The organism is Lysobacter sp. GQ73 (assembly GCF_059758755.1).
On record NZ_JCAXEE010000002.1, the window covers coordinates 1,115,932 to 1,140,977 of the forward strand.

Genomic DNA, 25,046 nt, shown 5'->3' on the forward strand with positions numbered 1-25,046 from the left:
CTGCGCGCGATGGGTTGAGGACAGAGCGAGACCAAGCCTTCCCGCCCCTCTCTTAAGAGTGTCTTCCGGCTAAGGCAGCCGCCGCCGCTCCGGGTACGGCGCCACGTCGTTGTGACGCCCGCTGACCAGGCCGTCCTGCACCTGCTGCCACCACTCGACGCGGAAGATGTCGGCATGCGCGTGCATCAGCGCGCCGAGCAGGGCCGGCGACAGGCCCAGGAAGCGCGGGAACTGGGCCGGGAACACATCGTTGCCGGCGGCGTAGAACCAGGCGCCGGATTCCATCTCTTCCTCGTGGTTGCGCGGCTCCGGCACGCTGCGGAAGCGGCAGTCGGTGACCAGGCACAGCTCGTCGTAGTCGTAGAACACCGCGCGGCCGTGCCGCGACACGCCGAAGTTCTTCAGCAGCAGGTCGCCCGGGAAGATGTTGCTCAAGGCCAGGTCGCGGATCGCCTGGCCGTAGTCGATCACCGCCGCGCGCGCGGCCTCGGCGGTCTGCTCGCGCACATACAGATTGAGCGGGCGCAGGCGGCGCTCGACATAGCACAGGTGCAGCACCAGGTCGTCGCCGTCCAGACTGATGCTGCTGGCGCAGGTGCTCAACAATTCTTCCAGCAGGTCCGGGGCGAAGCGCGCGCGCGGGAAGCGCAGGAAACGGAACGGCTGCGCATCGACCAGGCGGCCGACGCGGTCGTGGCGGAACACCAGCGAGTACTTGGCCTCCACTTCCTCGCGCGCGACCTCCTTCGGATAGGCGAAGCGGTCGCGGATGATCTTGAACACCAGCGGATAGCTGGGCAGGGTGAACACCGCCATGACCATGCCGCGCTCGCCCTCGGCGCGGATCAGGCGCTCGCCGGGCTGCGCCGCGAATTGGCGGAAGAAGGTGCGGTAGCGCTCGGTCTTGCCTTGCTTGGCGCGGCCGAGCACGGTGTAGAGCTCGTCGATCGGCTTGCCCGGCAGCAGGGTGCGCAGGAACACCACCGCATCGCCGACCGTGCCGAGGTCGGCATGGAAATAGCTGCGCGAGTAACTGAACAACTGCACGACTTCGCTGCGCAAGGTCAGCACCGCATCGACCTTGAGCGCGCCGCCGTCGTTGACCAGGGCGATCACGCACGGCGAGAACGAACGCTCGCCGAACACCCGCCCGACCAGATAGGCGCGGCGTTCGCGATAGAACACGGTATCGAGCAGCTCGACCGCGCGCACCGGGTGCGGGCCCCAATGCTGCAAGTCCTCCTGCAGGCGCACTGCGATGCCGGCGGCGCAGCGCGTGCGATGCGCGTAGGGCACCGCGAACGGATAGTCGCCGAGCGCCCGCATGAAGGTCTCGACCAGGCGGTCTTCCGACACCGCATAGCTGTGGCGCGCGACCGGATGGGTGATGGCGTCGGTCGGCTCGATGTCGAGGGCGACGAACTCCATCGCCGGGTCGACCCCGCGGGTCTTGAAGAAGCGCCGGGTCAGGGTGTTGAAAAAGGTCTTGTAGAGCTCGCAGTCGAGCAGCGGCGCGATGGTCTCGGCGTAGGCCGCGTGCACCGCCGACCATAGCGCGCGCTCGCGGGCGCGTTCGCCGAGTCGGCGTTCGAGCGAGTCGCTGGCCTCGGCGATGCACAGGTCGTAGAGCTCGATGCGCTCGACCGCATCCTCGCGCTCGCCGCTCCAGTCGCTGCGCTCGAAGCGGCCCTGGGCACGGCGGGTGATCGCGGCGAAGCGCGCGTGATAATCGGCGAAAGCGTCGCGGATCAGGCCGGCGATGGCGGTGGCTTCGACGATGGTCTCGGCGGCGGGCGGGGTGGCCATGGCAGGAGTGTACGGCGGAGCCGCGACGTCTGTGCTCCGCCGTGGCTATTTGCGTATGAAACGATCATGCCGGCCGCGACCTGGCGCCGTAGCGCGCCGCAGGCGGCGGCGCTACCGGCCGGGTCGCGACGGCACCGGAGCCAGCGCTGCCGGTTTCACGTGCGACGAGCGCGTCGCCATCCACCTTTCCAGCGCGATCGTCAGCGCCAGGATCGCCAGCACCGACAGGCCGTGCGGCAGGAACAACTCGAAGGTCGGTTCCCACCGCGCCCAGGTGTTGCCGTAGAACGCCGCATAGCCGGTCAAATTCGCGTGCAGTGCGAGCAGAGTCGCCGCGATCGTCGCCGCCGCCGCGAACCAGGCATCGCGCGGCCGCCCGCCGCGCCGCCGTTGCCGCCACCGCCGCCACAGCGTCGTGGGCAGCGCCACCAGCAGGAATGCGAAGCTCGCCGACAGCCACATCTCGAACAGGAAGCGGCTCGAGCTCATGATCTGGACCGACGCCAGATCGACCTCGCCGACCACGTACGGCCAGTGCACCCAGGCCGGCAGGGCGATGCTGGCGATCAGCAGCCACAGATAGCGGACGAGGCCGGTCATGCCTGGGCCAACAACGCGTGCAGGCGCGCGGCGGGATAGAAGCGGGTATCGGCGAGCGAGCGCTCGTTGCCGGCGGCGAGGCCCTCGTCGAAGCTGAGCACCGGGCCGTACACATAGCCATCGACGCCGCCGAAGCTCGACAGGCTGCGGCAGACCCAGAGCGTGTAGCCGCGGCCGACATACCCACGGCTGCCGCCGTCGGCCGGCAGCGGCGCTTCCAGGTCGGACCGGGCAAAGCTCGGCGCGCGACCGGCGAGGACGTCGCGGAAGTCCTGCGAGGCTTCGAGGATCGTGCGGCGGGCCGGTTCGCTCAATGCACCGAGGTCGAGGCCGGCGAAGGGACCGTCGGCGAGGGCGTGGTCGGTGGGGGGAGTCGTTGTCATGGCGGCCGATCCTTGGGCGGGGTCGTTTGTCGTGTTCCAGGCGCCGTATCGACGTTGCGCGTTTGCGCCGTCGATTGTGCGGCTGCATGAAGAGTCTAACCGTGGACCGACGCGGCCAACCACTGCAGGCGCGACGCGAGTCGCGACCGCGGGATGCGCAGAGATAGCGAGGCCGTTGTTATTCGTCGAAGCGGCGCGCCGTCGCCGGGGTAGGAGCGGCGCAAGCCGCGACATCGCTGCGCCGGTCTCGCGGCGCATCGTTCATCGAACGATGATCAAAGATCAAGGTCAAGGTCAAACCCAAAGCTTCCGCCACTAAAGCGGCGGGTTACTTTCTTTTGTCTAAAGCAACAAAAGAAAGGTAACCAAAGAAAAATGCTTTGTTTTGAATCACCAGCCCGCACGCTCGATGCCGACGCGGGGATTTTTCATACGGGACCTCCCTGTCCCGATGAAAAACGGCGCGCGTCCCTGCGCGCCGCCCTCCGGGTCTTCGATGGCCTTCGCGAGTGCTCGGCGACGCACAGCCAAAGCAAGGCCGCAGCGCAAACAGCCGACGCGCGCGACACCATCCCCCTGTAGGAGCGACGTGAGTCGCGACCGCGGGATGCGCATAGATAGCGAGGCCGTTGTTATTCGTCGAAGCGGCGCGCCGTCGCCGGGGTAGGAGCGGCGCAAGCCGCGACATCGCTGCCCCGGTCTCGCGGCGCATCGTTCATCGAACGATGATCAAAGATCAAGATCAAGATCAAGATCAAGGTCAAGGTCAAGGTCAAGGTCAAGGTCAAGGTCAAACCCAAAGCTTCCGCCACTAAAGCGGCAGGTTACTTTCTTTTGTCTAAAGCAACAAAAGAAAGGTAACCAAAGAAAAGTGCTTTATTTTGAATCACAGGCCCGCGCGTTCGATGCATACGCGGGGATTTTTCATACGGGACCTCCCTGTCCCGCTGAAAAAGGCGCGCATCCCTGCGCGCCGCCCTCCGGGTCTTCGATGGCCTTCGCGAGTGCTCGGCGGCGCACAGCCAAAGCAAGGCCGCAGCGCAAACAGCCGACGCGTGCGATGTCACCATCCCCTGTAGGAGCGACGTGAGTCGCGACCACGGGACGCGTCGAAACCACAAGGCCAACGCCATCCATCGCAGCGGCGTGCTGTCGCAGGGTAGGAGCGGCGCAAGCCGCGACCGCGAATCTGCGGGCGGCGGCGCGGTTGTCCGGAGGGACCTGGTCGCGGCTTGCGCCGCTCCTACCCAAGAGCAGACGCGACGCGTCTGCCGTTGCCTGGATTTTGATCTGCCGCTTTACCGGTCAAATGAAGACCCGTAGGGCGGCCCGCAGGGATGCGGGCCGTGCGCAAGCAGGCCATGGATGGCCTGTCTGGAGCATCCCGGCGTCGGCATCGATCGTGCGGGCTTTTGATTCAAAGAAAAGCACTTTTCTTTGGTTACCTTTCTTTTGTTGCTTATGACAAAAGAAAGTAACCCGGGCGCGTCAGCGGACGGAAGCTTTGCAACTGATGTTGCTTCATCGCTTGCGATAAGAAACGCTGTAACCGCCAGCTGCGCTGTCGCCGCTCACGGCGCTCCTACAAAGACATCCCAGTTGCGCCGCGAGAATGAAGTTGCGCGGTCGCGACTTGCGTCGCTCCTGCCCTGGCGAAAGTTTTCGGCTTCGATTAATGATGAAGGCAGTGCGGTTCTGCGCGTTCCTTGGTCGCGGCTTACGCCGCTCCTACAGAGGTCATGATCGGGACGCCGCGAGATCGAGCCAGCGCGGTTGCGACTTGCGTCGCTCCTACCCTGGCGAAAGTTTTCGGCTTCGATCAATGATGAAGGCAGTGTGGTTCTGCGCGTTCCTTGGTCGCGGCTTACGCCGCTCCTACAGAGCTCATGATCGGGACGTCGCGAGATCGAGCCTGCGCGGTCGCGACTTGCGTCGCTCCTACCCTCAAGCAGGGAGCGCCGACTTGCGACGCATGTAAAAACCACGAAAAACAAAGGGCGCCGAAGCGCCCTTTGCACGATCGTCGTCACGACACCGATTACAGGTGCTTGATGATCTCGTCGGCGAACTCCGAGCACTTGACCTCGGTCGCGCCGTCCATCAGACGGGCGAAATCGTAGGTCACGCGCTTGCTGGCGATCGCCTTGTCCATCGCGGCGATGATCGCATCGGCCGCTTCGGTCCAGCCCAGGTAACGCAGCATCATCTCGCCCGACAGGATCACCGAGCCCGGGTTGACCTTGTCCAGGCCGGCGTACTTCGGCGCGGTGCCATGGGTCGCTTCGAACACGGCATGGCCGGTCACGTAGTTGATGTTGGCGCCCGGAGCGATGCCGATGCCGCCGACCTGCGCGGCGAGCGCGTCGGACAGGTAGTCGCCGTTGAGGTTCAGCGTCGCCGAGACGTCGTATTCCTTCGGGCGCAGCAGGATTTGCTGCAGGAAGGCGTCGGCGATCGCGTCCTTGATCACCAGGCCCGCGCCCGGCTTGCCTTCCGGGATCACGTGCCAGGGGCCGCCGTCGAGTTCGACCGCGCCGAAGTAGTCGCGCGCCACCTGGTAGCCCCAATCGCGGAAGCCGCCTTCGGTGAACTTCATGATGTTGCCCTTGTGGACCAGGGTCACCGACTTGCGCTTGTTCTCGATCGCGTAGGAGATCGCGCTGTGCACCAGGCGCTCGGTGCCGAGGCGGCTGACCGGCTTGATGCCGATGCCGACTTCGACCGGCAGCTCGCGCGCCGGAGCGCCGATGGCTTCCATTTCCTTCAGCCACGCCGCGTTCTTCTCGGCGGTGCCGAAACGGATCTTGTCGGCGGCCTGCGGGAATTCCTTGATCAGGAAGTCGAGCACCTTCTGCGCGTCGGCGCTGCCGCCGGCCCATTCGATGCCGGCATAGATGTCCTCGGTGTTCTCGCGGAAGATCACCATGTCGACGTCGCCGGGCTTCTTCACCGGCGAGGGCACGCCCTCGAACCAACGCACCGGGCGCAGGCAGACGTACAGGTCGAGCATCTGGCGCAGGGCGACGTTGAGCGAACGGATACCGCCGCCGACCGGCGTGGTCAGCGGACCCTTGATGCTGACCAGGTAGTCGCGGCAAGCCTGCACGGTGCCTTCCGGCAGCCAGGTGCCGTAGGTGTTGTTGGCCTTCTCGCCGGCGAAGACCTCGACCCACTCGATCTTCTTCTGGCCGCCATAGGCCTTGGCGACGGCGGCGTCGAGCACGCGCACCGAAGCGCGCCAGATGTCCGGGCCGGTGCCGTCGCCTTCGATGAACGGGATGATCGGGCGGTCCGGCACGTTGAGGCCGGTCGGGGTCTTGGTGATCTTGGCGCCGCCTGCGGGCGGCGTCGCTACGAACTCGGTCATTACGATCTCCAGTGGGGCCGCCGTGCGCTGGCGCACGGGGCGGAGCAGGGTCCTTGCGGAAAGCGGTGCGGCTGCGATCCGGCCCGCCATTGTCGCGGTTCGGGCGGGGCGAGGCAAAGACCGGTCGGGTATATGCCCTTCGAGCTGTGGAATGATGCATCCCGGGTTCGCCCCGGGCGGGCCCGGCTCAACCACAACGGCGCAGGCGCCGATCGCTCGGACCATCGATGAGAGGAACTGCGATGCAAACGGAGCAAACCGACTCGGCGCTGCCGGAACTGACCGAGGCCTGCGAAGACGGTTTCGTCGACTGCACGTTCAAGATCGAAGACCTGCGCTCGGACGCGGATCACTACTGCTTCCGCATGACGGCGCGCCACCAGGGCGAGATCGTCGGGCTGGCGGCGCGGCTGGTGAAACGGATCGGCCCCGGCTTCGATGCCGACATGCATCTGCGCCAGGAGCACGTCTACGCCGAAGGCCTGGTGCTGTCGTCGATCGGCGCGGCCAGCGACCGCTTGATCGGCGCCCTGGCCGAGCTGTATGCGATCGAGCCGTATGATCGGCTGGCCGCGGCCGGCGAGTCCTACACCCTGATCGCGTTGCAGCAGGAAGACATCGAGCTGGAGACCCACGCGGTCCGGGCCAAGATCTTCGGCCGCGACCGGGACGACGCGGCGCTCGAGGAGGACTACTACGAGAGCTTCTTCCACATCGACTTGCCCAACGGCTATGTCCAATGGAACGAGAAGGACGCCGATTACCGCGAACCCTTGCTGAGGGCCTGGACCGCGTCCGGTCCCGACCTCGCCGGGCCGGGACCGGTCTAGTGCGCGGCGTCTGCCGCGCTGGCGGCGTTCGCGTTCGTGTGCCCGCCATCCGCGGCGCACTGCGCGCTGGCCGGCCAATCCCTCGGCGATAGCGGCGGCAAGCCGTACGCCGCGCGCGCCCGGTCGCATTGCGCACTCGGCCGCCCGTCTTCCCAGGCCGGATGCAGTTCGCGGCACGGCGAAGGGCGCAGCGGATAGATGCCGCACTGGGCGTCGGCGCCGACGGCGCCGCGCAGGGATTGGCAATGGATGCGGCCGGCGTAGGTGCCGCGCATGACCACGCGGTGCGGGTCGAGGGGCTCGGTCGCGGCCGACGGCGTGAGGCCGTCGGGGTGGGCGTCGGTCTCGCTCCAATGGAAGGCGACGCGGAAGTGGGCGCAGCAGGCGCCGCAACGCAGGCAGGGGTGGGTCGACATCGCCGAACGGAACCGAGGGGATCGGCGCCATTTTCTCATCGGCCCAGGCGCGGCCGGCAAGCGCTGCCGGCGATGTCGCGAGCCCATGCCGAGCCGGCGGCATGAGCGGGTCGCGACACCGACCGGGCCGCAACGACGCGATCGACCCGGCTGCGATGCATGGCGATCTGTGCCGGCGAACGGGCGTTGCGCCGGGCGGCGCAGCGATAGCTGTGGGGTGTCAGCGCGCGCCGATCAGGCGCCGCAGCACTTCTTGTACTTCTTGCCGCTGCCGCAGGAACAGGGATCGTTGCGATCCGGAGTTTCGACGCGACGCAGCGGTTCGCGCGGGGTCAGCGCCTCGATGCGGTGGTGGTGCAGGTCGGCCAGCATGCCCGGCAGGCCGGCGACGATCTCCAGGCGCTCGCGGTAGCTGATCGGGGCCGGCGGCGTGGCCGGGTCCTCGCCCAGCACTTCGCCGCTGGCGAGGCGGTCGAACAGGCCGAAGATCTCGTCCATCCAGTCGTTGTCGTCGAGCCACCGGTCCCAGGCCGCTTCGCGCAACTCGACGCCGCGAAAAAAGCCGAAGGCCCAGTCGCGACCGACGTCGAGCTCGTCCGGGGCGTCGGCCTCGGGTTCTTCCGGCAGCCACAGCAGCGGCGCCAGATGGTCGGGCAGGTCGTCGTCGCCGTGGCGGACGCGCGAGCTGACCATGTTCCAGTGGCCGAGCAGCAGCGCCTGGACCTCGTCGGCCTCGCCCTGGTCGTTCCAGCGCGGCGCCTTGCCGCCCCAGACCACCGGCTGCCATTCCTCGGCCGGCGGCTGTTCGGGACTGACCGCCAGGGCCGACAGAAAGCCGTCCAGCGCTTCCAGATTGAAGCCCTTGTGGGGCACGGCGCGCTGGTCGAGCAGGTCGGCCAGGCGTTCGATCTGCTCGTCGTCGAGGTAGGCAGGCGGTTTCATGACAGGGCTCGGGACAGGGGAGAGGACGCGAATGGTAGTCGCAGCGGCGTGCTTGCGACGAAAATATCGCCATGACCGCTCGTATCGCCCTGCCTGCCGCCTGCCCCTGCGACCCCTCGCGCCGTTATGCCGACTGCTGCGGCCGGCTGCATGCCGGCGCCGCTGCCGACTCGGCCGAGGCGCTGATGCGCTCGCGCTACAGCGCCTACGTCCTGGGCGACCTGGAGTATCTGCGGGCCAGTTGGTCTCCCGATACTTGCCCGGGCGAGCTCGATTTCGAGCCGGGGGTGCGGTGGCTGGGCCTGGAGGTGAAGCGGCATCGCCGCGACGGCGAGGACGCGGCCACGGTGGAGTTCGTCGCCCGCTACCGGGTCGGCGGCGGTTCGGCCGCGCGCCTGCACGAGGTCAGCCGCTTCGTCCGCGTCGACGAGTGCTGGCTGTACGTGAACGGGGAGTTTCCGGCGGGATGAGCGGCGAGCGATAGCAGAGCAAATTCCTCCCGGCCCTTTTCAAGGGCGGACTCGCCGCTGCAGTCCGTGGCGGGCCGTTCCACGCCCAGCCCGTCGGCGTTCGCGAATCGCGCGGACAAAAAAAGGGCGCGGCAGTACGCCGCGCCCGGGCTTGCCCGCCCATGAGGCGGAGAGAGACGGTTACTTGACTTCGAGCTCGGTGGTGTTGGCCACGGCGCCGTTGGTGCTGATCTCGACCTTGTACTTGCCGGTCGGCCACGGCGAGGCCTTGGCGAATTCGAAGTTGGTGGTCTCGGCACCGGTGGTGTTGAGGGTCTCGGTGTCCTCGCCGGCGGTCTGGCCGTCCTGGTAGACGAGCTTGGCGGTGACGGCGGCGTTGGTCGCGGTGCCGTCGGTGGCGACCGAGGCGACGATCTTGTCGGTCGGCTTGAAGCTGGTGGTCGGCGCGGCGATCTTCTTGTCCGGGCCGGCGGCGGTGCCCAGGCTCACCGAGGTCACGCTCAGCGCGGCCGGAGCCGGAGCGGGTTCGACCGGGGCCGGAGCCGGGGTTTCGGTCGCGGCCGGAGTGGGCGCAACCGGTTCTTCCTTCTTCTTGCAGCCGGCCAGGGCCAGCGCGGCCACGAGGGCGGCGGCAACGGCGTAATGCGTACGATTGCGGATCAACATGATGGATCTCCTGGAAAGACGATGGCGATGATGGCGAAGCGCAGTCGACGGATCAGTCGTTGTCGGTCGGAATCTTGAGGATCTGGCCGGGCTGGATCTTGTCGGGATCGTCGAGCTGATCGCGATTGGCCTCGAAGATCGCGTTCCACTTGCTCGCCTTGCCGTAGAACTGTTTGGCGATGTGCGAGAGGGTGTCGCCCTTTTCGACCGTATAGGTCTGCTCGCCGACTTTTTCCGCGGTCGTGTCGACGTTCACCGTCACGTCGGAGAAGTCGGCCTTCTCGACTTTCTCCGCGGTGGTATCGACTTTGGTGGTCACATCGGAAAAATCGGCTTTCTTGTCCGGGGTAGTCATGGGTTGAGGGCTCCTGCCGAAGTGGCGAGCGCAACATGACATGCCGGTTGTTAAAAATGTATAGCGCCGGCGTGAACTCACATTACAAAACTGAATAATGCGATTCCGCAGATCGGCACGGCGGACCGCCCGGCCCGGGGGCCTGACGGCACCGCCTCGCGCATCTCACTGGCGTTCGTCGCGGCCGACGCGCGGACGGGCCAGGCCGGGACTGCCGCGCCAGGGGTTGATGTCCAGCCCGCCGCGGCGGGTGTAGCGCGCCTCGACCGACAGCCACTGCGGCCGACAGCGGCGGCTGAGGTCGGAATGGATGCGCTCGACGCATTGCTCGTGGAACTCGGCGTGGTCGCGGAACGAGACCAGATAGCGCAGCAGCGCGGCGCGGTCGAGCCTCGGGCCGCGATAGGCGATGACCACCCGGGCCCAGTCCGGTTGGCCGGTGACCGGGCAATTCGACTTGAGCAAGGCGCTGCCGAGGGTCTCCTCGACGATCTCGCCGGCGTCGGCGGCCAAGTGCTCCGCGTTCGGCGGGCCGTAGTCGTCGATCGCGACCTCGAGCTCGTCGATCGACTCGGCGCCGTCGGCGTCGTCGATCGGCGGCAGGCCGAACCCGACCTCGACCGGCGCGCCGGCCGCGGCCGACAGGTCGCGGGCGATGGTCGACAGCACCGCGGCGTCGTCGTCGAAACGGGTGGCGTTGAAGGAATTGAGGTAGAGCTTGAGCGACTTGGACTCGATCAACTGCGGCGAAGTCGCCGGCACCGACAGGGTCGCGGTGCCCACGCGCGGCTTGCCGCGGGCATCGAGCCAGCTCAGTTCGTAGGCGTGCCAGCGGTCGATGCCGACGAAGGGCAGGGCGTCGTCGGCCAGGCCGATGTGGGCGCGGCCGAGCGAGCGGGCGATCGGAAACAGCAGCGAGGCGTCGTACTCGCGCGGATAGTCAACGTGGCGGCCGAGGGGCAGGTCATGGGAAGTCATGCCGGCATTTTAGCCGCTGGCGCAGGCAGGCCTTGTTAGGATCGGCCGTATCGGGCTGTCCCCGCTGACTCTGCTGTTCCCCACCGGGAAAGGGGCAGGGGATTTTGCTTTTGCCGCGAATCGCGCCGAACAGCGTTTCCTGCGCCGAGGCCCACTCCGGGCTCGTACCCACTTCGGGCGCTTGCCCCCTTCGTCGAAGGGAGCAGCAGTCAGGCCTGGCGAGCCCTCACCCGGCCGCCTTCGCCCCATGCAGATAGTCCAGCGTCACCTGCAGCATCGCGCGCAGGCCGACGTCGAGCGAGGTTTCGTCGAGCTTGAACTTCGGCGAATGGTTGCTCGGCGCGGTCGCGGGGTCGATGCCCGGCGCGGTCGCGCCGACGAAGAAGAACATCGCCGGCACTTCCTTGGCGTAATACGAGAAATCCTCGGCGCCCATCACCAGCGGCATTTCGACCACGTTGGCCTCGCCGGCCACGGCCTTCAGGCTCGGCAGCATGCGCGCGGTGAGGGCCGGGTCGTTGTAGGTCACCGGGTTGCCGTCCTGGTCCGGCACCGTCGCCTCGGCGTGGGCGCCGTGGGCGGCGCCGACATGCTCGGCGACGTTCTTGAGGTCCTTGAAGATCGCCTGGCGCATGCCTTCGTCGAAGGTGCGGATGGTGCCGATCATTTCGACGTCGTCGGGAATGATGTTGTAGCGGATGCCGCCCTTGATCGCGCCGAAGCTCACCACCGCCGGCAGCTTGGCGATGTTGGTGCGGCGGCTGACGATGGTCTGGGCGCTGCCGATCACCTCGGCGGCGGCGACGATCGGGTCGACCCCCGCCCAAGGCGCCGAGCCGTGGGTCTGGCGGCCCTTGATCTTGATGGTGAACCGGTCGGACGCCGCCATCAGCGGGCCCTGGCGCACGCCGAGCTGGCCGGCCTGCAGGGTCGAGAACACGTGCAGGCCGAACATGGCCTCGGGCTTGAAGTCCTTGAACAAGCCGTCCTTGAGCATCAGCGAGGCGCCGCCTTCCTCGTCGGCGGGGGCGCCTTCCTCGGCCGGCTGGAACACCAGCATCACCTGGCCCGGCAGGTCTTTCTTCATCGCCACCAGGGCGTCGGCGATGCCGAGCAGGATGCCGGTGTGGGCGTCGTGGCCGCAGGCGTGCATCACCCCGACGGTCTCGCCGCGGAAGCTCGCGGTGGCCTTGGACGCGAACGGCAGGTCGACCTGCTCGGTCACCGGCAGCGCGTCCATGTCGGCGCGCAGAGCGATCTTCGGTCCCGGTTTGCCGCCTTCGATGATCGCGACCACGCCGTGGCGGGCGATGCCGGTGCGCGGCTTGAGGCCGAGCTTGCGCAGGTGCTCGGCGACCTTGGCCGCGGTGCGCTCCTCGCGGTTGGACAGCTCCGGATGCTGGTGGAAGTCGCGGCGCCAGGCGATCACGTCGGCCTTGACCTGGGCGGCGGCGGACTTCACCTCGGGGCGTTCGGCCGCGGGCGCGCCGGTTTGCGCCGCGGCGGCGAGCGGAAGGGCCGCGAAGGCGGAGCAGCTCAGGACGCAACTCAGGGCGACGGACAGCGGACGCTTCATCGACGGACTCCGGCAGGAAAGCCCCGATGCTAGCCCATGCCCGCCGGCGGGGCTGCGCGACCTTGGTCGGTTCGGCCGGCGCCCGGCTCGATGGCAGGAGCGGCGTGAACCGTGCCTATGTCGCCGTTACGCAGTCGCCGTCGTCCCGATCCCGACGTTGCAGCCCCTGTAGGAGCGACGTAAGGCGCGACCGCGCAGCCGCGGCTGACTCGTAACCGCGATGCCGCGGTCGCGGCCCGCGCCGCTCCTGCCGTTCGAAGCGCAGGCGCGCTCTAGCCGCCGTGCAGATAATCCAGCGCCACCTGCAGCATCGTCCGGGTGCCGACCTCCAGCGCGCCCTCGTCGAGCAGGAATTGCGGCGAGTGGTTGATCGGCGCCTTGGCCGGGTCGATGCCCGCCGCGGTCGAACCGACGAAGAAATAGAAGCCCGGCACGGTGTTGGCGAACTGCGAGAAGTCCTCGGCCACCGTCACCATCGCCGACTCCCTGACCCGCGCCTCGCCGGCCGCGCGCTGCAGCGACGGCAGCACGCGCCGGGTCAGCGCCGGATCGTTGATGGTGGCCGGTGCGTTGTTGACCACCTGCAACTCGGCGTTGGCGCCGGCGGCGTGGGCGTAGTCCTCGGCGGTGCGGCGCAAGCGCGCGATCACGTCCTCGCGCACCGCCGCATCGAAGGTGCGCAAGGTGCCGACCAGCCGGGCTTCGTCGGGGATGATGTTGAAGCGCACGCCGGCGTTGAACTGGCCCGCGGTCAGCACCACCGGAGTCGCGGCGATATTGACCTGGCGCGCGATCAGGCTTTGGCTGGCGAGCAGGATCTGCGCGCCGACGGTGATCGGGTCGACGCCGTCCCAGGGCCGCGAACCGTGGGTCTGCTTGCCGCGCACGGTCAGGCTCCATTCGTCCGCGCTCGCGAGCATCGGCCCGCTGCGGTAGCCGACCTCGCCGACGTTCAAGCCGGCCCAGACGTGCAGGCCGAATACCGCCTCGGGCTTGAACTGCTCGAACACGCCCTCGCTCAGCATCATGGCTGCACCGAACGGCGCGCCCGGCACCGGCGGGCCTTCTTCGGCCGGCTGGAACACGAACATCACCTCGCCGGGCAACTGTTCCTTCTGCGCCGCCAGCGCGGTGGCCACGCCGAGCAGGATCGCGACGTGCGCGTCGTGCCCGCAGGCATGCATTACCCCGACCGGCTGGCCGCGGTAATCGGCCTTGACCTGCGAGGCGAACGGCAGCCCGGCCGGCTCGGTCACCGGCAAGGCGTCCATGTCGGCGCGGATCGCGATGCGCGGCCCCGGCTTGCCGCCCTTGAGCACGGCGGCCACGCCGGTGTGGGCGATGCCGGTGCGCGGCTGCAGCCCGAGCTTGCGCAACTGGTCGGCGACGAGCTTCGCCGTGCGGACTTCGTGCTGACCGAGTTCCGGGTGCTGATGGATGTCGCGGCGCCAGGCCACGACTTGCTCGCGCACCCGTTGCGCGGCCTGGGCGACCTGCGCGGGTTCGGCGGCCGCGGCCGCCATCGCGGGCGCGGACAGGCAGGACAGCCAGGACAGGGCCGCGGCGAGGGCGACCTTCAGGGCGCGCGGAGAAACGAGTCGCATCGGAGCTCTCGACGACGAAGAGGTAACGCAGCCTGCCTGGGCGGGACGGCGGCGCCAAGTCCTGCGCATTGCGCCCTCGCCCGGCCGCGCTAAAATGAGAATGATTATTGTTTGTGACTGTGGCCGCCCGGGCGGCCCGGACCCGGCGCCCGGTCGCGTTGCGTTCGTCGCGCCATTCCAGCGACGACGCGCAGGGACGCGGCGCGCGCTCCAACACCCCACCGATCCCCGCTTTCGCCCTCTCTACAGGCTCCCGTCCATGCCGTTTTCGTCCGCATCCAACCCGCCCGCGCTGCCGCACGCGATTCGCCTGGCCCTGTTCGGCCTGCCGCTGCTGCTCGGCGCATTCGCCGTCCAGGCGGCCGAGGCCGACGACGCGAGCGATCCGACCACGCTCGATCAGGTGCAGGTGCGTGCGCCGATCGCCAAGCGCAGCCAGACCGTGACCAAGACCGATACCTCGCTGATCGAGGTGCCGCAATCGGTGTCGGTGGTGACCGCGCAGCAGATGCGCGATCGCGGCATCCAGGGCATCGAGGAGGCGGTCTGGTACACCGCCGGCGCGCAGGGCGGCGGCTACGGCCAGGACACGCGCAGCGACTGGCTGCTGGTGCGCGGTTTCAGCCCGGCGCGCTACATGGACGGGCTGGCCTTGACCGACGGCGTCTGGACCGGCGGCACCCGCATCGAGCCCTATGGCCTGGAGCGGCTGGAAGTGCTGAAGGGGCCGTCGTCGGTGTCGTACGGGGCGATGCCGCCGGGCGGCCTGGTCAACATGGTCAGCAAGCGCCCGGTCGACGAACCGTTGCGCGAAGTCGAAGTCACCGTCGGCAACTACGATCTGCGCCAGGCTGCGTTCGACTTCGGCGGCCCGCTCGGCGACGGCGGCCGCTGGACCTACCGGCTGACCGGCCTGGCGCGCAACAGCGACAACCACGTCGACCACGTCCACGACGATCGCTACTACCTCGCTCCGGCGCTGACCTGGAAGCCGAGCGAAGCCACCTCGCTGACCTGGCTCGCGCGTTATCAGAAGGCCGACACGGCCCAGGGCGGCGGCTTCCTGCCCGCGGCCGGCACCTTGCTGCCGAACCCGAACGGCAAGATCCCGAGCCGTCGCTACACCGGCGAACCGGGCTGGAACGACTACCTCAAGACCATGACCTCGGTCGGCTACGAATTCGGCCATCGCTTCGGCGACGCGCTCGAGTTCCGCCAGAACCTGCGCTACGGCAAGGTCGAAGTCGACCACGATGCCGGCGTCGGCGCGTTCGGCCTGCAGGCCGATCAGCGCACGCTGACGCGCTACTACTTTCCGCTCGAAGAGGAATCGACCTCGTTCGCGGTCGACAACAACCTGCAGTGGAATCTCGACGCCGGCGCCTGGCGCCACACCGTGCTGGCCGGCATCGACTACCGCCGGCTCGACAGCGACTACGCCTCGGCCTTCGCCTTCGGCGCGCCGTCGCTGGACATCTTCGCCCCGGTCTACGGCGCGCCGATCGTCAAGCCGGCCTACACCTCGCGCCAGGACAAGACCCAGCAGCAACTCGGGCTTTACCTGCAGGACCAGATCAAGATCGACCGCTGGGTGATCACCGCCGCCGGACGCCAGGACCGCGTGCGCACCCGCACCGATCAGCGGCTGGCCGTGCCGGTCGCGCGCGAGCGCCAGAGCGACAGCCGCTTCTCCGGCCGCCTCGGCGTCAACTATGTGTTCGATTCGGGTTGGGCGCCGTACCTGGCCTGGTCGCAATCGTTCGAGCCGACCGTCGGCGTGGACTTCGCCGGGCAGTCGTTCAAGCCGACCACCGGCGAACAGATCGAGGCCGGATTGAAGTTCCAGCCGGCGAGCGGCCGCGCGCTGGCGACCCTGGCGGTGTATGAGATCAAGCAGCAAAACACCCTGACGGTCGACCCGAACCACACCTTGTTCTCGGTGCAGCAGGGCCGGACCCGGGTGCGCGGCGCCGAGCTCGAAGGCCGCTGGAACCTGCGCAACGGCTTGAGCCTGTACGGCGCCTACACCTATACCGACAGCGAAGTGACCCGGACCAACGACGCCGCCGCGCTCGGCCGGCAGATCGCCTTGCAACCGCGCAACCTCGCCTCGCTGGGCGCCGACTACGCCATCGCCTACGGCCCGCTGTCGGGCCTGGGTTTCGGCGCCGGCGTGCGTTACACCGGCGAGCACTACGGCGACACCTACAACCAGTGGAAGACGCCGTCGTATACCGTGTTCGACGCCTCGCTGCGCTACGACGCGCAGAACTGGCGCTTCCAGCTCAACGCCAGCAACCTCACCGACAAGGAATACGTCAGCGTCTGCAACAGCGCGGCCTGGTGCTACTACGGCTACCCGCGCACGGTGACGGCGACGGCGCGCTACCAGTGGTGATCGTTTCGGGTAGTCGATCGAGCGATCGTCGAGGGTCCCGCCGTACCGGTCGACCGAATCCTACCCGGAACCGGCTTTGCTTTCGCTGTCCTCTCCTTTGAAAGGGGGCGGGGATCTGCTTCAACTTTGCTTCACCTGAAGCATCGCGTTGAAGAGCAAATACCCCGCCGCGACCCGCTCGGACCTCAAGCTTGCGCAGGGCGCTCGCCCCCTTTGTCAAAGGGGGGCAATACATCACGCGCTTCGGCACCGAGGGCGATGGATCGCGCGTCCGCCATCGAATGCGCTCGTCGTCGAACGCCCTCATCGAACCTCAGCGCCCGATCAAGGACATGCCGACCGCGGTGTAGCGGTCGCCGGCGACCGCGTCCGGCTGGAACACGGCGTCGAGCGCGGCGAGTTCGTCGGGCGACAAGGCCAGTCGCAAGGCGCCGAGGTTGTCTTCCAGGTACTTGCGGCGCTTGGTGCCGGGGATCGGCACGATGTGCTCGCCCTGCGCCAGCACCCAGGCGAGCGCCAGTTGCGCCGGCGTGCAGCCCTTGTCCGCGGCCATCCGCTTCACTTGCTCGGCCAGTGCCAGGTTGCGGACGAAGTTGTCGCCCTGGAAGCGCGGGGTCGACAGGCGGAAGTCGTCGTCCTGCAGTTCGCTGGGGCTGGCGATGTTCCCGGTCAGAAAACCGCGGCCGAGCGGGCTGTACGGGACGAAGCCGATGCCGAGGCGTTCGCAAGTCGCGAGCACGCCGTCGTGTTCGGGGTCGCGCGTCCACAGCGAGTATTCGCTCTGCACCGCGGTGATCGGGTGCACGGCATGCGCGCGCTGCAAGGTCTGCGCCGAGGGTTCGGACAGGCCGAGATAACGTACCTTGCCCTGCTGGACGAGCTCGGCCATCGCGCCGACGGTGTCCTCGATCGGCACTTCGGCATCGATGCGGTGCTGGTAATACAGGTCGATATGGTCGGTACCCAGGCGCTGCAGGCTGCCTTCGATCGAGCTGCGCACGTACTCGGGGCGGCCGTTGATGCCGCGCAGCTCGGGACGGCCGGGGTCGAACACGATGCCGAACTTGGTCGCCAGGAACACTCGGTCGCGACGGCCCCGCAGGGCTTTGCCCAGCAGACGCTCGTTGGTGTGCGGGCCGTACATGTCGGCGGTGTCGAGCAGGGTCACGCCGAGTTCGAGGGCGCGGTCGAGGGTGGCGAGCGATTCGCTCTCGTCGGCGTCGCCGTAGGCGAAGCTCATGCCCATGCAGCCCAGGCCGAGTGCGGAAACGGTGGGGCCGTTGCGGCCGAGGCGGCGGGTCGGGATGACGTTGGCGTTCATGCGGAATCCTTTGCGAATGGGGGAAGAAACGTGCGGCGAAAGCGCTTCAGCGCAAGCCGAGGGCGAGCACCGCCGGCGGGGTTTCGCCGTAGGCCTCGCCGAGCGCGGCGCGGACCGCGGCGAGGTCGGCCAGGTCGGTGACGAACACGCCGACCTTGACCAGCGCCTCCCAGCCCAGGTCCTCGTGGGCCAGAACGTCCTCGATCTGGCGCAGCACGGCGCGGGTCTGCGCCGCGGCGTCGGCGTGTTCCTCGTCGAGACCCGCCGCGGTCAGCCCCGACAGGTACAAGCTCGCGCCATGGCGTACGGCGTGCGCGTAGGGACCGGACGGGGCCGGCAGGTGCGGGTAGTCGATGCGTTGCGGCACGGCGGCGCTGCGGACCGGGATGTGCAAGACAGTCACTGGGCGACGTAACCGCCGTCCATCACCAGGCCCTGGCCGCTGAAGAAGCTGGCGCGTTGCGAGGCGAGGAACAGCACCGCGTCGGCGACTTCGTCGGAACTGCCGCTGCGCCCGGCGACGGTGGCATCGGCGAAGGCCCGCTTGCTGGCTTCGTCGCCCCAGACCCGGTCCTGGAACGGCGTGTCGATGATGCCGGGGCAGACCGCGTTGATGCGTACGCCGCGGGTGAAGAATTCGAGTGCGGCGGTCTTGGTCAGCCCCATCACCGCGTGCTTGCTGGCGACGTAAACCGCGGCGTTCTGGAAGCCGATCAGCGCGCCGATCGAAGCGTTGTTGACGATCGCGCCGCCGCCGGTCTTCAGCATTGCCGCGATCTGATGTTTCATCGCCCAGAACACGCTGCGCACATTGGTGTTCATGATCAGCTCGAAGCTGTCGTTGTCCTGTTCGAGGTACGGCGAGAAACGGCCTTCGGTGCCGGCGTTGTTGAAGGCGATGTCGAGGCGGCCGTAACCGGCGACGGCGTGATCGACCAACGCGATCAGGTCGTCCTCGCGGGTGACGTCGGCCCGGACGAACTCGGCGCGGCCGCCGTCGGCGCGGATCGAGGCGGCGATGGCCTCGCCGTCGGCGCTGCGGCGCGCGGCCAGGATCACGGTCGCGCCTTCGCGCGCGAAGGCGCGGGCGGTGGCGGCGCCGATGCCGGACGAGGCGCCGGTCACCAAGGCGATCTTGCCGTCGAGTGCGAAGCTGGAGAGGCTCATCGTGATGTCCTGAGACGGGTGGGAGCGGGATGGTGACCACGATAGCCCTGGCGGATTGGTCAAAAAACAGGGATTATCCGAATAGCTCTTGAAGCATCACTTCATAATCAACGGTGCCCCGCATGGCCTCGCATCCGCTGCCCGCCGTCATCGCTTTCGCCCGGGTGGCCCACCACGAAAGCTTCACCCGCGCCGCGGCCGAGCTGGAGCTGTCGCCGTCGGCGTTGTCGCAGACCGTACGCACCCTGGAGGCCAAGCTCGGCGTGCGCCTGCTCAACCGCACCACGCGCCGGGTCGGCCTGACCGAACACGGCGCGCGTTTCCTCGAACAGATCGGGCCGGGGCTGGCCCAGATCGAGGCCGCGTTCGACGACCTCAACGCGGTTCGCGACCGCCCGACCGGTCGCCTGCGCATCAACACCGGCCGGGTCGCCGCGCGTTTGCTGATCGAACCGAAGCTGCCGGCGTTTCTCGCCCGTTATCCCGAACTGCAGGTCGAGGTGTTCGCCGACGACACCCTCGCCGACCTGGTCGCGGGTGGTTTCGACGCCGGCATCCGCCTCGGCGAATGCCTGGCCAAGGACATGGTGGCGCTGCCGCTCGCCGGCCCGCAGCGGCAGATCGTGGTCGGGTCGCCGGCTTACTTCGGGCAACGGCCGCGCCCGCGCACGCCGGAGGACCTGGTGGACCACGACTGCCTGCGCCATCGCCTGCCCGGCAGCGGCCGGCTGATGGCCTGGGAGTTCACCCGCGACGGCCGCGATTACGAAGTCGACGTCGCCGGTCGCCTGATCTTCAACGACAGCACCCTGGCCCTGAACATGGTCCGCGCCGGCCTCGGCCTGATGCAGGCCTTCGAGTCGATGTTGGTCGAGGACCTGCGCAGCGGACAGTTGGTGCAGGTGCTCGACGAATACACGCCGGCGTTCCCGGGCTTTTACCTCTACTACCCGGCGCGCAAACAACTGCCGACCAAGCTGCGCGTGTTCGTGGATTTCCTGCGCGAGGGCAGCTGACAGCGCCAGCCTTCCGGCCGCCCGCAGGCGATCTCGCCTCGGCCGCTTCCGCTCGCCTTTCGCCGCGGCCCGTGCGAGGCTGCGGCGACCCGTCCGGGACCCGCCATGACCGCCGCCGCCGCGCCCGCCGCTTCCTCCAAGACCCTGCAAGGCGACGCCGCGCTGGTACGCGCGCTGGGCCCGTTCCAGCTCGGCGCCTCGATCATCAACATCATCGTCGGCGCCGGCATCTTCATGCTGCCGGCGCTGCTGTCCGGGCGCATGGGCGTCAGCGCGCCGCTGGTGTTCGTCGCCGGCGCGATCGCGATCGTGCCGATCGCGCTGTGCTTCTCGGCCATCGGCAGCCGCGCCGCCGCGACCGGCGGACCCTACACCTATGTCGGCGCGGTGTTCGGCCCGTTCGCGGGTTTCCTCGCCGGCGCCTTGATGTGGATCTGCAACACCGCCTCCAGCGCCGGCGTCGCCGCGGCCCTGGCCGAACAGGCCGGCAATGCCTGGGCGGTATTGCGCGAGCCGCTGCCGCGCGGCGTCTTCATCGCTGCGGTCTATGCCCTCCTGTTCGCGCTCAATGCCTTCGGCGTGCGCCTGGGCGCGCGCATGATCGTGCTGCTGGCGACCCTGAAACTCGCCCCGCTGTTCCTGCTGGCGACGCTCGGCCTGTACTTCGTCGACTGGCAGCAGGTCGGCTGGAGCGAGGTGCCGTCGTGGAGCGCGCTCGGCTCGTCGATGGTGCTGGTGGTGTTCGCCTACTCCGGGATGGAGACCGCGCTGGTGCCGACCGGCGAAGTGCGCGATCCCTCGCGGCACGTGCCGCGCGCGACCTTGTCGGCGATCGTGGTGGTGGTGCTGCTCTACGTCGGCATCCAGGTGGTTTGCCAGGGCGTGCTCGGCGCGCGGCTCGCCGCGAGCACCGCGCCGATCGCCGATGCCGCCGGCGCGATCTGGTCGCCCGGCCACGGCCTGTTGCTGCTCACCGCCGGGGTCTCGATGACCGGCTTCCTGATGGGCAATCTGTTCGCATCGTCGCGCCTGTTGTTCGCGCTGGGCCGCGACGGCTACCTGCCGCAGGCCTTCGGCAGGGTCGACGCCAGGCACCACGTGCCGCGGGCGGCGCTCGCCGCGCACGCCGGCATCGCCCTGGCGCTGGCCTGGATCGGCAACTTCGAAACTCTGGCCCTAATTTCCGGCGGCGCCATCTGCCTGTTGTTCGCGGCGGTGTCGATCGCCGCCTGGCGCGCCCAGGCGCTCGACCTGCGCGGCCCCGGCGAGCCCTTCGTGATGCCGGGCGGCGCCTGGACCATGCCGTCGCTCGCGGTGCTGACGATGGCGGCGATCCTGGCGACGATGACGCGCGCGCAATGGACCGCGATCGCCGCCTCGCTGGTGCTGCTGGTCGCGCTGTACGGCGTGTTGCGGAGGCTGCGCCGGCGCGGTTGAGGGCGCCGCCGCTACAACCGCGTGCAGCCGAGATCGCGCACGTGGCCGGCGTCGAGCGATACGCGGTCGATGCGGCCGTCGGTACCGCGATGGAAGCGATAGCCCAACAGGCCTTGGGCGAAGCGATCGCGCTCCAGCGGTTCCAGGGCGACGGCGGGGAAACGCGGGTCGAGTTGCCGCAGGGCGCCGTCGACGAGTGCGAATTCGTAGTCGCGGCCGAGCTCGCCGCAGCGGTAGCGGCCGGCATAGGCCTGCAGCTCGGCGGGCGTGGGCACGGCGAGGTCGATGGCGAAGTAGTCCCGGGTGTGGCCGTCGGTGTTCACGCTCATTCGGCGCGGGCGTTCGCCGCTGCCTTCATGGAAGCGCAGCGTGGCAGGCGAAGGCGCGCTCAGTTCGAACTCGGTGCCGCTTACCGGGCGCAGCGCGAATTCGTCGTCGAAGTGACGCAGCGACAGCCGGCCGTCGGCGTGAACGATCCTGCGCAGCTCGCCGCTTCCGGCCTGGCGATAGACGCCGCTCCATCGTTGCAGCTGCGCGGGGCTCGGGCGCACCGGCTCGCGTTGTGGGTCGGCGCGCGCTCGCGACGGCGAAGGCGGCAGGCCGAGCCACAGCTCGGCGACGCGCTCGGACCAACGCTGCGGCTGCGCCTCGGCGAAATTGCACAAGACGGCGACGCTCAGGTGCCGTTGCGGAAAACGCAGCAGTTCGGCGCGATACCCGCCCCAGGCGCCGCCATGACGCACCGTGGTCATGCCGCGGTACTCGCCCATCTTCAGGCCGAGCCCGTAGTCGATGCGCCTGCCGTCGGCGAGCGTGCCGGGCTGCTGCATCTGCGCGAGCATCGCCGCGCTGCCGACCGTGGGCGCGTAGAAGTTGCGGTCCCAGCGCAGCAGGTCGCCGATGGTGGTGTGCACCGAACCGTCGCCGACCTGGTCCCAGTTCGGCTGATCGAGCCGGTACGCCATGGCGCCGTCGCCAGGCCGCGCGTCTGGGGAGGCCTCGGCGCGCGCGTAGGCCATCGCGCGGCCGGGCACGAGTTCGGCGTGGTCGCGGCGGAATCGGGTGTCGCGCATGCCGAGCGGGGCGAAGATGCGCGCCTGCGCGAACGCGGGCAGGGACAGGCCGGACACGCGTTCGACGATCCGGCCGGCGAGGAAATAGCCGGTGTTGCTGTAAAGGTGTTCGCTGCCGGGCGCGAAGTCGAGCGCGCGCTGGCGCACGATCGCGTCCAGGGTCTGCGCGTCGGTGGCCTGGTCGTCGAAGACCGTGCCGCCGAGGATCAGCAGGGCGATGTAGTCGCGCAGGCCGCTGGTGTGCTCGAGCAGATGACGGATCGTGATCCTGCGGCCGTAGTCGGGCATCTCCGGCAGGTGAATGCGGATGTCGTCGTCGAGCGAAAGCTTGCCGTCCCGGGCGAGCAGCAACACGCTGGCGGCGGTGAACTGCTTGGAGGTCGAGCCGATGTCGAACACGCTGTCCGGGCCGATCGGCACCCCGAGTTCGAGGCTGGCCATGCCGTAGCCGCGCTGGAACGCGATCGCGCCGTCGCGATACACCGCCACCGCGCAGCCCGGCGTATCGCGGCGGTTCCACGGTGCGAAGATCGCGTCGGTGGCGGTTTCGAGCGCGGCGCGGTCCGCGGCGACCGGCGCTGCGGCATGCGCGGTCGCGAGCGTCATCGCGAGCGCCAGCAGGGGTAGGGCGTGGTTTGGGGCCGGAGCGGCGGTGATCATGCAGCGGGTCCTCGGTCGTTGCGCAGCGGCGTGCCCCGTTCTGCGATACGCCGGGCGTTGCGGCCCGGCTCGCCGGCATGGTCGTCGCGCTGGCGTCCGCAGGCTTAGACGCGACGCACACAACGCGTTAGCCACCATGGCGCCATTCGCAGGCCGCGCGCTTGATCCTTGACCGCCGCCTGTTGCCTACTAGCGGCTGCAACGAACCAGCGGGAGCCGCGCGCCTCGATCCATGGCCAGCACCTCCGCCACCGCCGCCTCGCCTTCCGACTCCGCGCCGCCGGCCGGGCCGCCCGGCGCGCCGGAGCCGATGTCGCGCTGGCGCGTCGCCGGCTTCGTTTCGATCTCGCTGCTGCTCGGCCTGACCCAGAGCCTGGGCATGAACCTGGTGGCCTCGAACCTGCAGCAGGTGCAGGGCGCGCTCGGCGCGACCAGCGCCGAGGCGACCTGGCTGATCACCGCCTACTTCGCCACCAACATCCCGGCCAGCCTGCTGCTGACCAAGTTCCGCCTGCACTACGGCCTGCGCCTGTTCGCCGACCTCGGTATCGGTCTGTTCGTGGTCGCCGCGGTGGTGCACCTGCTGGCCAACGATCTCGACTCGGCGATCGCCGCGCGCGCCGCGCTGGGCATCGCCGCGGCGCCGCTGAGTTCGCTGACCGTGCTGTACATGGCCGAGGTCTTCACCGGGCCGAAGAAGGTGCTGGGGCTGATGTTCGGTTTCGCCGCGCTGCAGACCGGCGCGCCGATCTCGCGGATCATCGCCGAGCGCTTGCTGCTCAACGCCCAGTGGCACGGCATCGTGGTGTTCGAACTCGGCCTGGCCCTGGCCTGCCTGGCCGCGATCAACCTGCTGCGGGTCACCCCGGTGCCGCGCCAGCCGATGTTCGACCGGCTCGACATCGCCAGCTTTCCGCTCTACGCCTCGGCCATCGCCCTGCTGTGCGTGGTGCTGACCCAGGGCCGGCTGCGTTGGTGGCTGGACACGCCCTGGCTCGGCGAATGCCTGGTCGCAGCGGTGGTGTGCGGCGCCTTGTTCGTGGTGATCGAGATGAACCGTGCCAAGCCGATGGTCAACATCCGCTGGCTGTTGCACGGCGGCTACATGGTCAGGCTGGGCCTGGCGATCGTGCTCTCGCGCATGGTGCTGTCGGAGCAATCGGTCGGCGCGGTCGGCCTGCTCAACGTGCTCGGCCTCAACAACGAACAGATGCATACCCTGTTCTGGCTGGTGCTGGCCGGCACCGTCGCCGGTTTCGTCATCACCCTGCCGTTCCTGCCGGGCCGGCGTTTCGACATGCTCGGTCTGATCGCGGTCGGCCTGGTCGGCGTCTGCGCCTGGTTCGATTCGTACGCGACCAACCTCACCCGGCCGGCGAACTTCTACCTGACCCAGACCCTGATCGCGATGGCCGCCTCGATGTTCCTGGCCAGTTCGATCCTGCTCGCCCTGGTGCGGGTGGTCGCCGACGGCGTGCGCAACCTGGTCACCTTCATCGTCTTGTTCAGCACCACCAACGCACTCGGCGGCCTGCTCGGTTCGGCGGTGTTGGGTACCTATCTGAGCCAGCGCCAGACCGCGCATTACCAGCATCTGACCCAGTCGCTGACCCTCGGCGACCCGCAAGTGGTGCTGCGCACCCAACAACTCGGCGGCGCGGTCGCGCGCGTGGTCGGCGACGGCGCCGCGCGCGGCAACCAGGCGCTCACCTCGCTGAGCCAGCAGGTTGCGCGCGAGTCCTGGGTGCTGGCCTACAACGACGTGTTCCTGGCGGTGGCCTGGCTCGCGCTCGGCGTGCTCGCCTGGGTGCTGCTGTTGAAGTGGCATCTGTGGCGGCGCGGCCACACCGTGGTCAGTTTCGCCTCGCAGGTGCCGGGGCCGTTCGGCCCGCCCGCCGCGGCGCCGCCTGCGCCACGCGACGGACGCGCCGGCCCGGGCGATGCCGCATCGCCTTCTTTCCCGATTCCCGCTGCCTGAGCC

General features: G+C 68.7%; 21 protein-coding genes. 6 read left to right on the forward strand and 15 right to left on the reverse strand.

Annotated features, from left to right (window positions below; all coding sequences use genetic code 11):
• Positions 1-69: 69 nt before the first annotated feature.
• The 4 genes from aceK to icd form a co-directional block, all read right to left on the reverse strand.
• The gene (gene aceK, locus AC6CH2_RS09645) at positions 70-1,806 is read right to left on the reverse strand and encodes a bifunctional isocitrate dehydrogenase kinase/phosphatase (RefSeq protein ID WP_498269037.1); all 1,737 of its coding nucleotides are present in this window, start codon (positions 1,804-1,806) and stop codon (positions 70-72) included.
• 111 nt (positions 1,807-1,917) lie between these two features.
• On the reverse strand, positions 1,918-2,406 hold the full coding sequence (locus AC6CH2_RS09650; RefSeq protein WP_498269038.1) for a hypothetical protein: 489 nt from the start codon (positions 2,404-2,406) through the stop codon (positions 1,918-1,920).
• Positions 2,403-2,789, reverse strand: a complete 387-nt coding sequence (locus AC6CH2_RS09655) for a hypothetical protein (protein WP_498269039.1) — start codon at positions 2,787-2,789, stop codon at positions 2,403-2,405. The genes AC6CH2_RS09650 and AC6CH2_RS09655 overlap by 4 nt, the downstream gene beginning before the upstream one ends.
• A gap of 2,038 nt (positions 2,790-4,827) precedes the next feature.
• Positions 4,828-6,156, reverse strand: coding sequence for an isocitrate dehydrogenase (NADP(+)) (gene icd, locus AC6CH2_RS09660; RefSeq protein WP_498269040.1), 1,329 nt, complete (start codon positions 6,154-6,156; stop codon positions 4,828-4,830).
• Between the two features lie 242 nt (positions 6,157-6,398).
• On the opposite strand from icd, the gene AC6CH2_RS09665 reads away from it, so the two are divergent.
• Complete coding sequence (locus AC6CH2_RS09665) at positions 6,399-6,986, forward strand: hypothetical protein (RefSeq protein ID WP_498269041.1); 588 nt, start codon at positions 6,399-6,401, stop codon at positions 6,984-6,986.
• Here AC6CH2_RS09665 and AC6CH2_RS09670 read toward each other — a convergent pair.
• Together AC6CH2_RS09670 and AC6CH2_RS09675 are read right to left on the reverse strand one after the other, a co-directional pair.
• The gene (locus AC6CH2_RS09670) at positions 6,983-7,402 is read right to left on the reverse strand and encodes a YkgJ family cysteine cluster protein (protein WP_498269042.1); all 420 of its coding nucleotides are present in this window, start codon (positions 7,400-7,402) and stop codon (positions 6,983-6,985) included. The two genes, AC6CH2_RS09665 and AC6CH2_RS09670, sit on opposite strands and share 4 nt — an antisense overlap.
• A gap of 234 nt (positions 7,403-7,636) precedes the next feature.
• Positions 7,637-8,344, reverse strand: coding sequence for a UPF0149 family protein (locus AC6CH2_RS09675; protein ID WP_498269043.1), 708 nt, complete (start codon positions 8,342-8,344; stop codon positions 7,637-7,639).
• Positions 8,345-8,415: 71 nt separating this feature from the next.
• On the opposite strand from AC6CH2_RS09675, the gene AC6CH2_RS09680 reads away from it, so the two are divergent.
• A complete protein-coding gene (locus AC6CH2_RS09680; RefSeq protein WP_498269044.1) occupies positions 8,416-8,814 on the forward strand; it encodes a YchJ family protein in 399 nt (132 codons plus the stop codon).
• Positions 8,815-8,994: 180 nt separating this feature from the next.
• Here the strand turns inward: AC6CH2_RS09680 and AC6CH2_RS09685 are convergent, their stop codons facing one another.
• The 5 genes from AC6CH2_RS09685 to AC6CH2_RS09705 form a co-directional block, all read right to left on the reverse strand.
• The gene (locus tag AC6CH2_RS09685; RefSeq protein ID WP_498269045.1) at positions 8,995-9,480 is read right to left on the reverse strand and encodes a hypothetical protein; all 486 of its coding nucleotides are present in this window, start codon (positions 9,478-9,480) and stop codon (positions 8,995-8,997) included.
• A gap of 52 nt (positions 9,481-9,532) precedes the next feature.
• Positions 9,533-9,835 carry a LysM peptidoglycan-binding domain-containing protein gene (locus tag AC6CH2_RS09690; protein ID WP_435395221.1) on the reverse strand — a complete coding sequence of 101 codons (303 nt, stop codon included), beginning with the start codon at positions 9,833-9,835 and terminating at the stop codon, positions 9,533-9,535.
• 165 nt (positions 9,836-10,000) lie between these two features.
• Positions 10,001-10,813, reverse strand: a complete 813-nt coding sequence (gene queF, locus AC6CH2_RS09695) for an NADPH-dependent 7-cyano-7-deazaguanine reductase QueF (RefSeq protein ID WP_498269046.1) — start codon at positions 10,811-10,813, stop codon at positions 10,001-10,003.
• A gap of 226 nt (positions 10,814-11,039) precedes the next feature.
• A complete protein-coding gene (locus tag AC6CH2_RS09700) occupies positions 11,040-12,389 on the reverse strand; it encodes an amidohydrolase (protein ID WP_498269047.1) in 1,350 nt (449 codons plus the stop codon).
• A gap of 272 nt (positions 12,390-12,661) precedes the next feature.
• Complete coding sequence (locus AC6CH2_RS09705; protein WP_498269114.1) at positions 12,662-13,912, reverse strand: amidohydrolase; 1,251 nt, start codon at positions 13,910-13,912, stop codon at positions 12,662-12,664.
• 340 nt (positions 13,913-14,252) lie between these two features.
• On the opposite strand from AC6CH2_RS09705, the gene AC6CH2_RS09710 reads away from it, so the two are divergent.
• Positions 14,253-16,391: a TonB-dependent siderophore receptor gene (locus tag AC6CH2_RS09710; RefSeq protein WP_498269048.1), complete on the forward strand. Its 2,139-nt coding sequence runs from the start codon at positions 14,253-14,255 to the stop codon at positions 16,389-16,391.
• Positions 16,392-16,704: 313 nt separating this feature from the next.
• On the opposite strand, the gene AC6CH2_RS09715 is transcribed toward AC6CH2_RS09710, so the two are convergent.
• The 3 genes from AC6CH2_RS09715 to AC6CH2_RS09725 all read right to left on the reverse strand — a co-directional run bounded on the left by AC6CH2_RS09715 (position 16,705) and on the right by AC6CH2_RS09725 (position 18,879).
• Positions 16,705-17,697 (reverse strand): aldo/keto reductase, encoded by a 993-nt coding sequence (locus tag AC6CH2_RS09715; RefSeq protein ID WP_498269115.1) that lies wholly within the window; start codon positions 17,695-17,697, stop codon positions 16,705-16,707.
• 61 nt (positions 17,698-17,758) lie between these two features.
• Positions 17,759-18,115, reverse strand: a complete 357-nt coding sequence (locus AC6CH2_RS09720) for a RidA family protein (protein ID WP_498269049.1) — start codon at positions 18,113-18,115, stop codon at positions 17,759-17,761.
• Complete coding sequence (locus tag AC6CH2_RS09725; RefSeq protein ID WP_498269050.1) at positions 18,112-18,879, reverse strand: glucose 1-dehydrogenase; 768 nt, start codon at positions 18,877-18,879, stop codon at positions 18,112-18,114. Before AC6CH2_RS09725 ends, AC6CH2_RS09720 begins: the two co-directional genes overlap by 4 nt.
• A 122-nt stretch (positions 18,880-19,001) precedes the next feature.
• Between AC6CH2_RS09725 and AC6CH2_RS09730 the strand changes: the two genes are divergently transcribed.
• Together AC6CH2_RS09730 and AC6CH2_RS09735 are read left to right on the forward strand one after the other, a co-directional pair.
• Positions 19,002-19,895, forward strand: coding sequence for a LysR family transcriptional regulator (locus AC6CH2_RS09730; RefSeq protein WP_498269051.1), 894 nt, complete (start codon positions 19,002-19,004; stop codon positions 19,893-19,895).
• Between the two features lie 105 nt (positions 19,896-20,000).
• Positions 20,001-21,332: an APC family permease gene (locus AC6CH2_RS09735; RefSeq protein ID WP_498269052.1), complete on the forward strand. Its 1,332-nt coding sequence runs from the start codon at positions 20,001-20,003 to the stop codon at positions 21,330-21,332.
• A gap of 11 nt (positions 21,333-21,343) precedes the next feature.
• Here the strand turns inward: AC6CH2_RS09735 and AC6CH2_RS09740 are convergent, their stop codons facing one another.
• Positions 21,344-23,065, reverse strand: a complete 1,722-nt coding sequence (locus AC6CH2_RS09740; protein WP_498269053.1) for a serine hydrolase domain-containing protein — start codon at positions 23,063-23,065, stop codon at positions 21,344-21,346.
• Between the two features lie 232 nt (positions 23,066-23,297).
• Here AC6CH2_RS09740 and AC6CH2_RS09745 point away from each other — a divergent pair, with 232 nt between their 5' ends.
• On the forward strand, positions 23,298-25,043 hold the full coding sequence (locus tag AC6CH2_RS09745) for an MFS transporter (protein WP_498269054.1): 1,746 nt from the start codon (positions 23,298-23,300) through the stop codon (positions 25,041-25,043).
• The last annotated feature ends 3 nt before the right edge of the window (positions 25,044-25,046 follow it).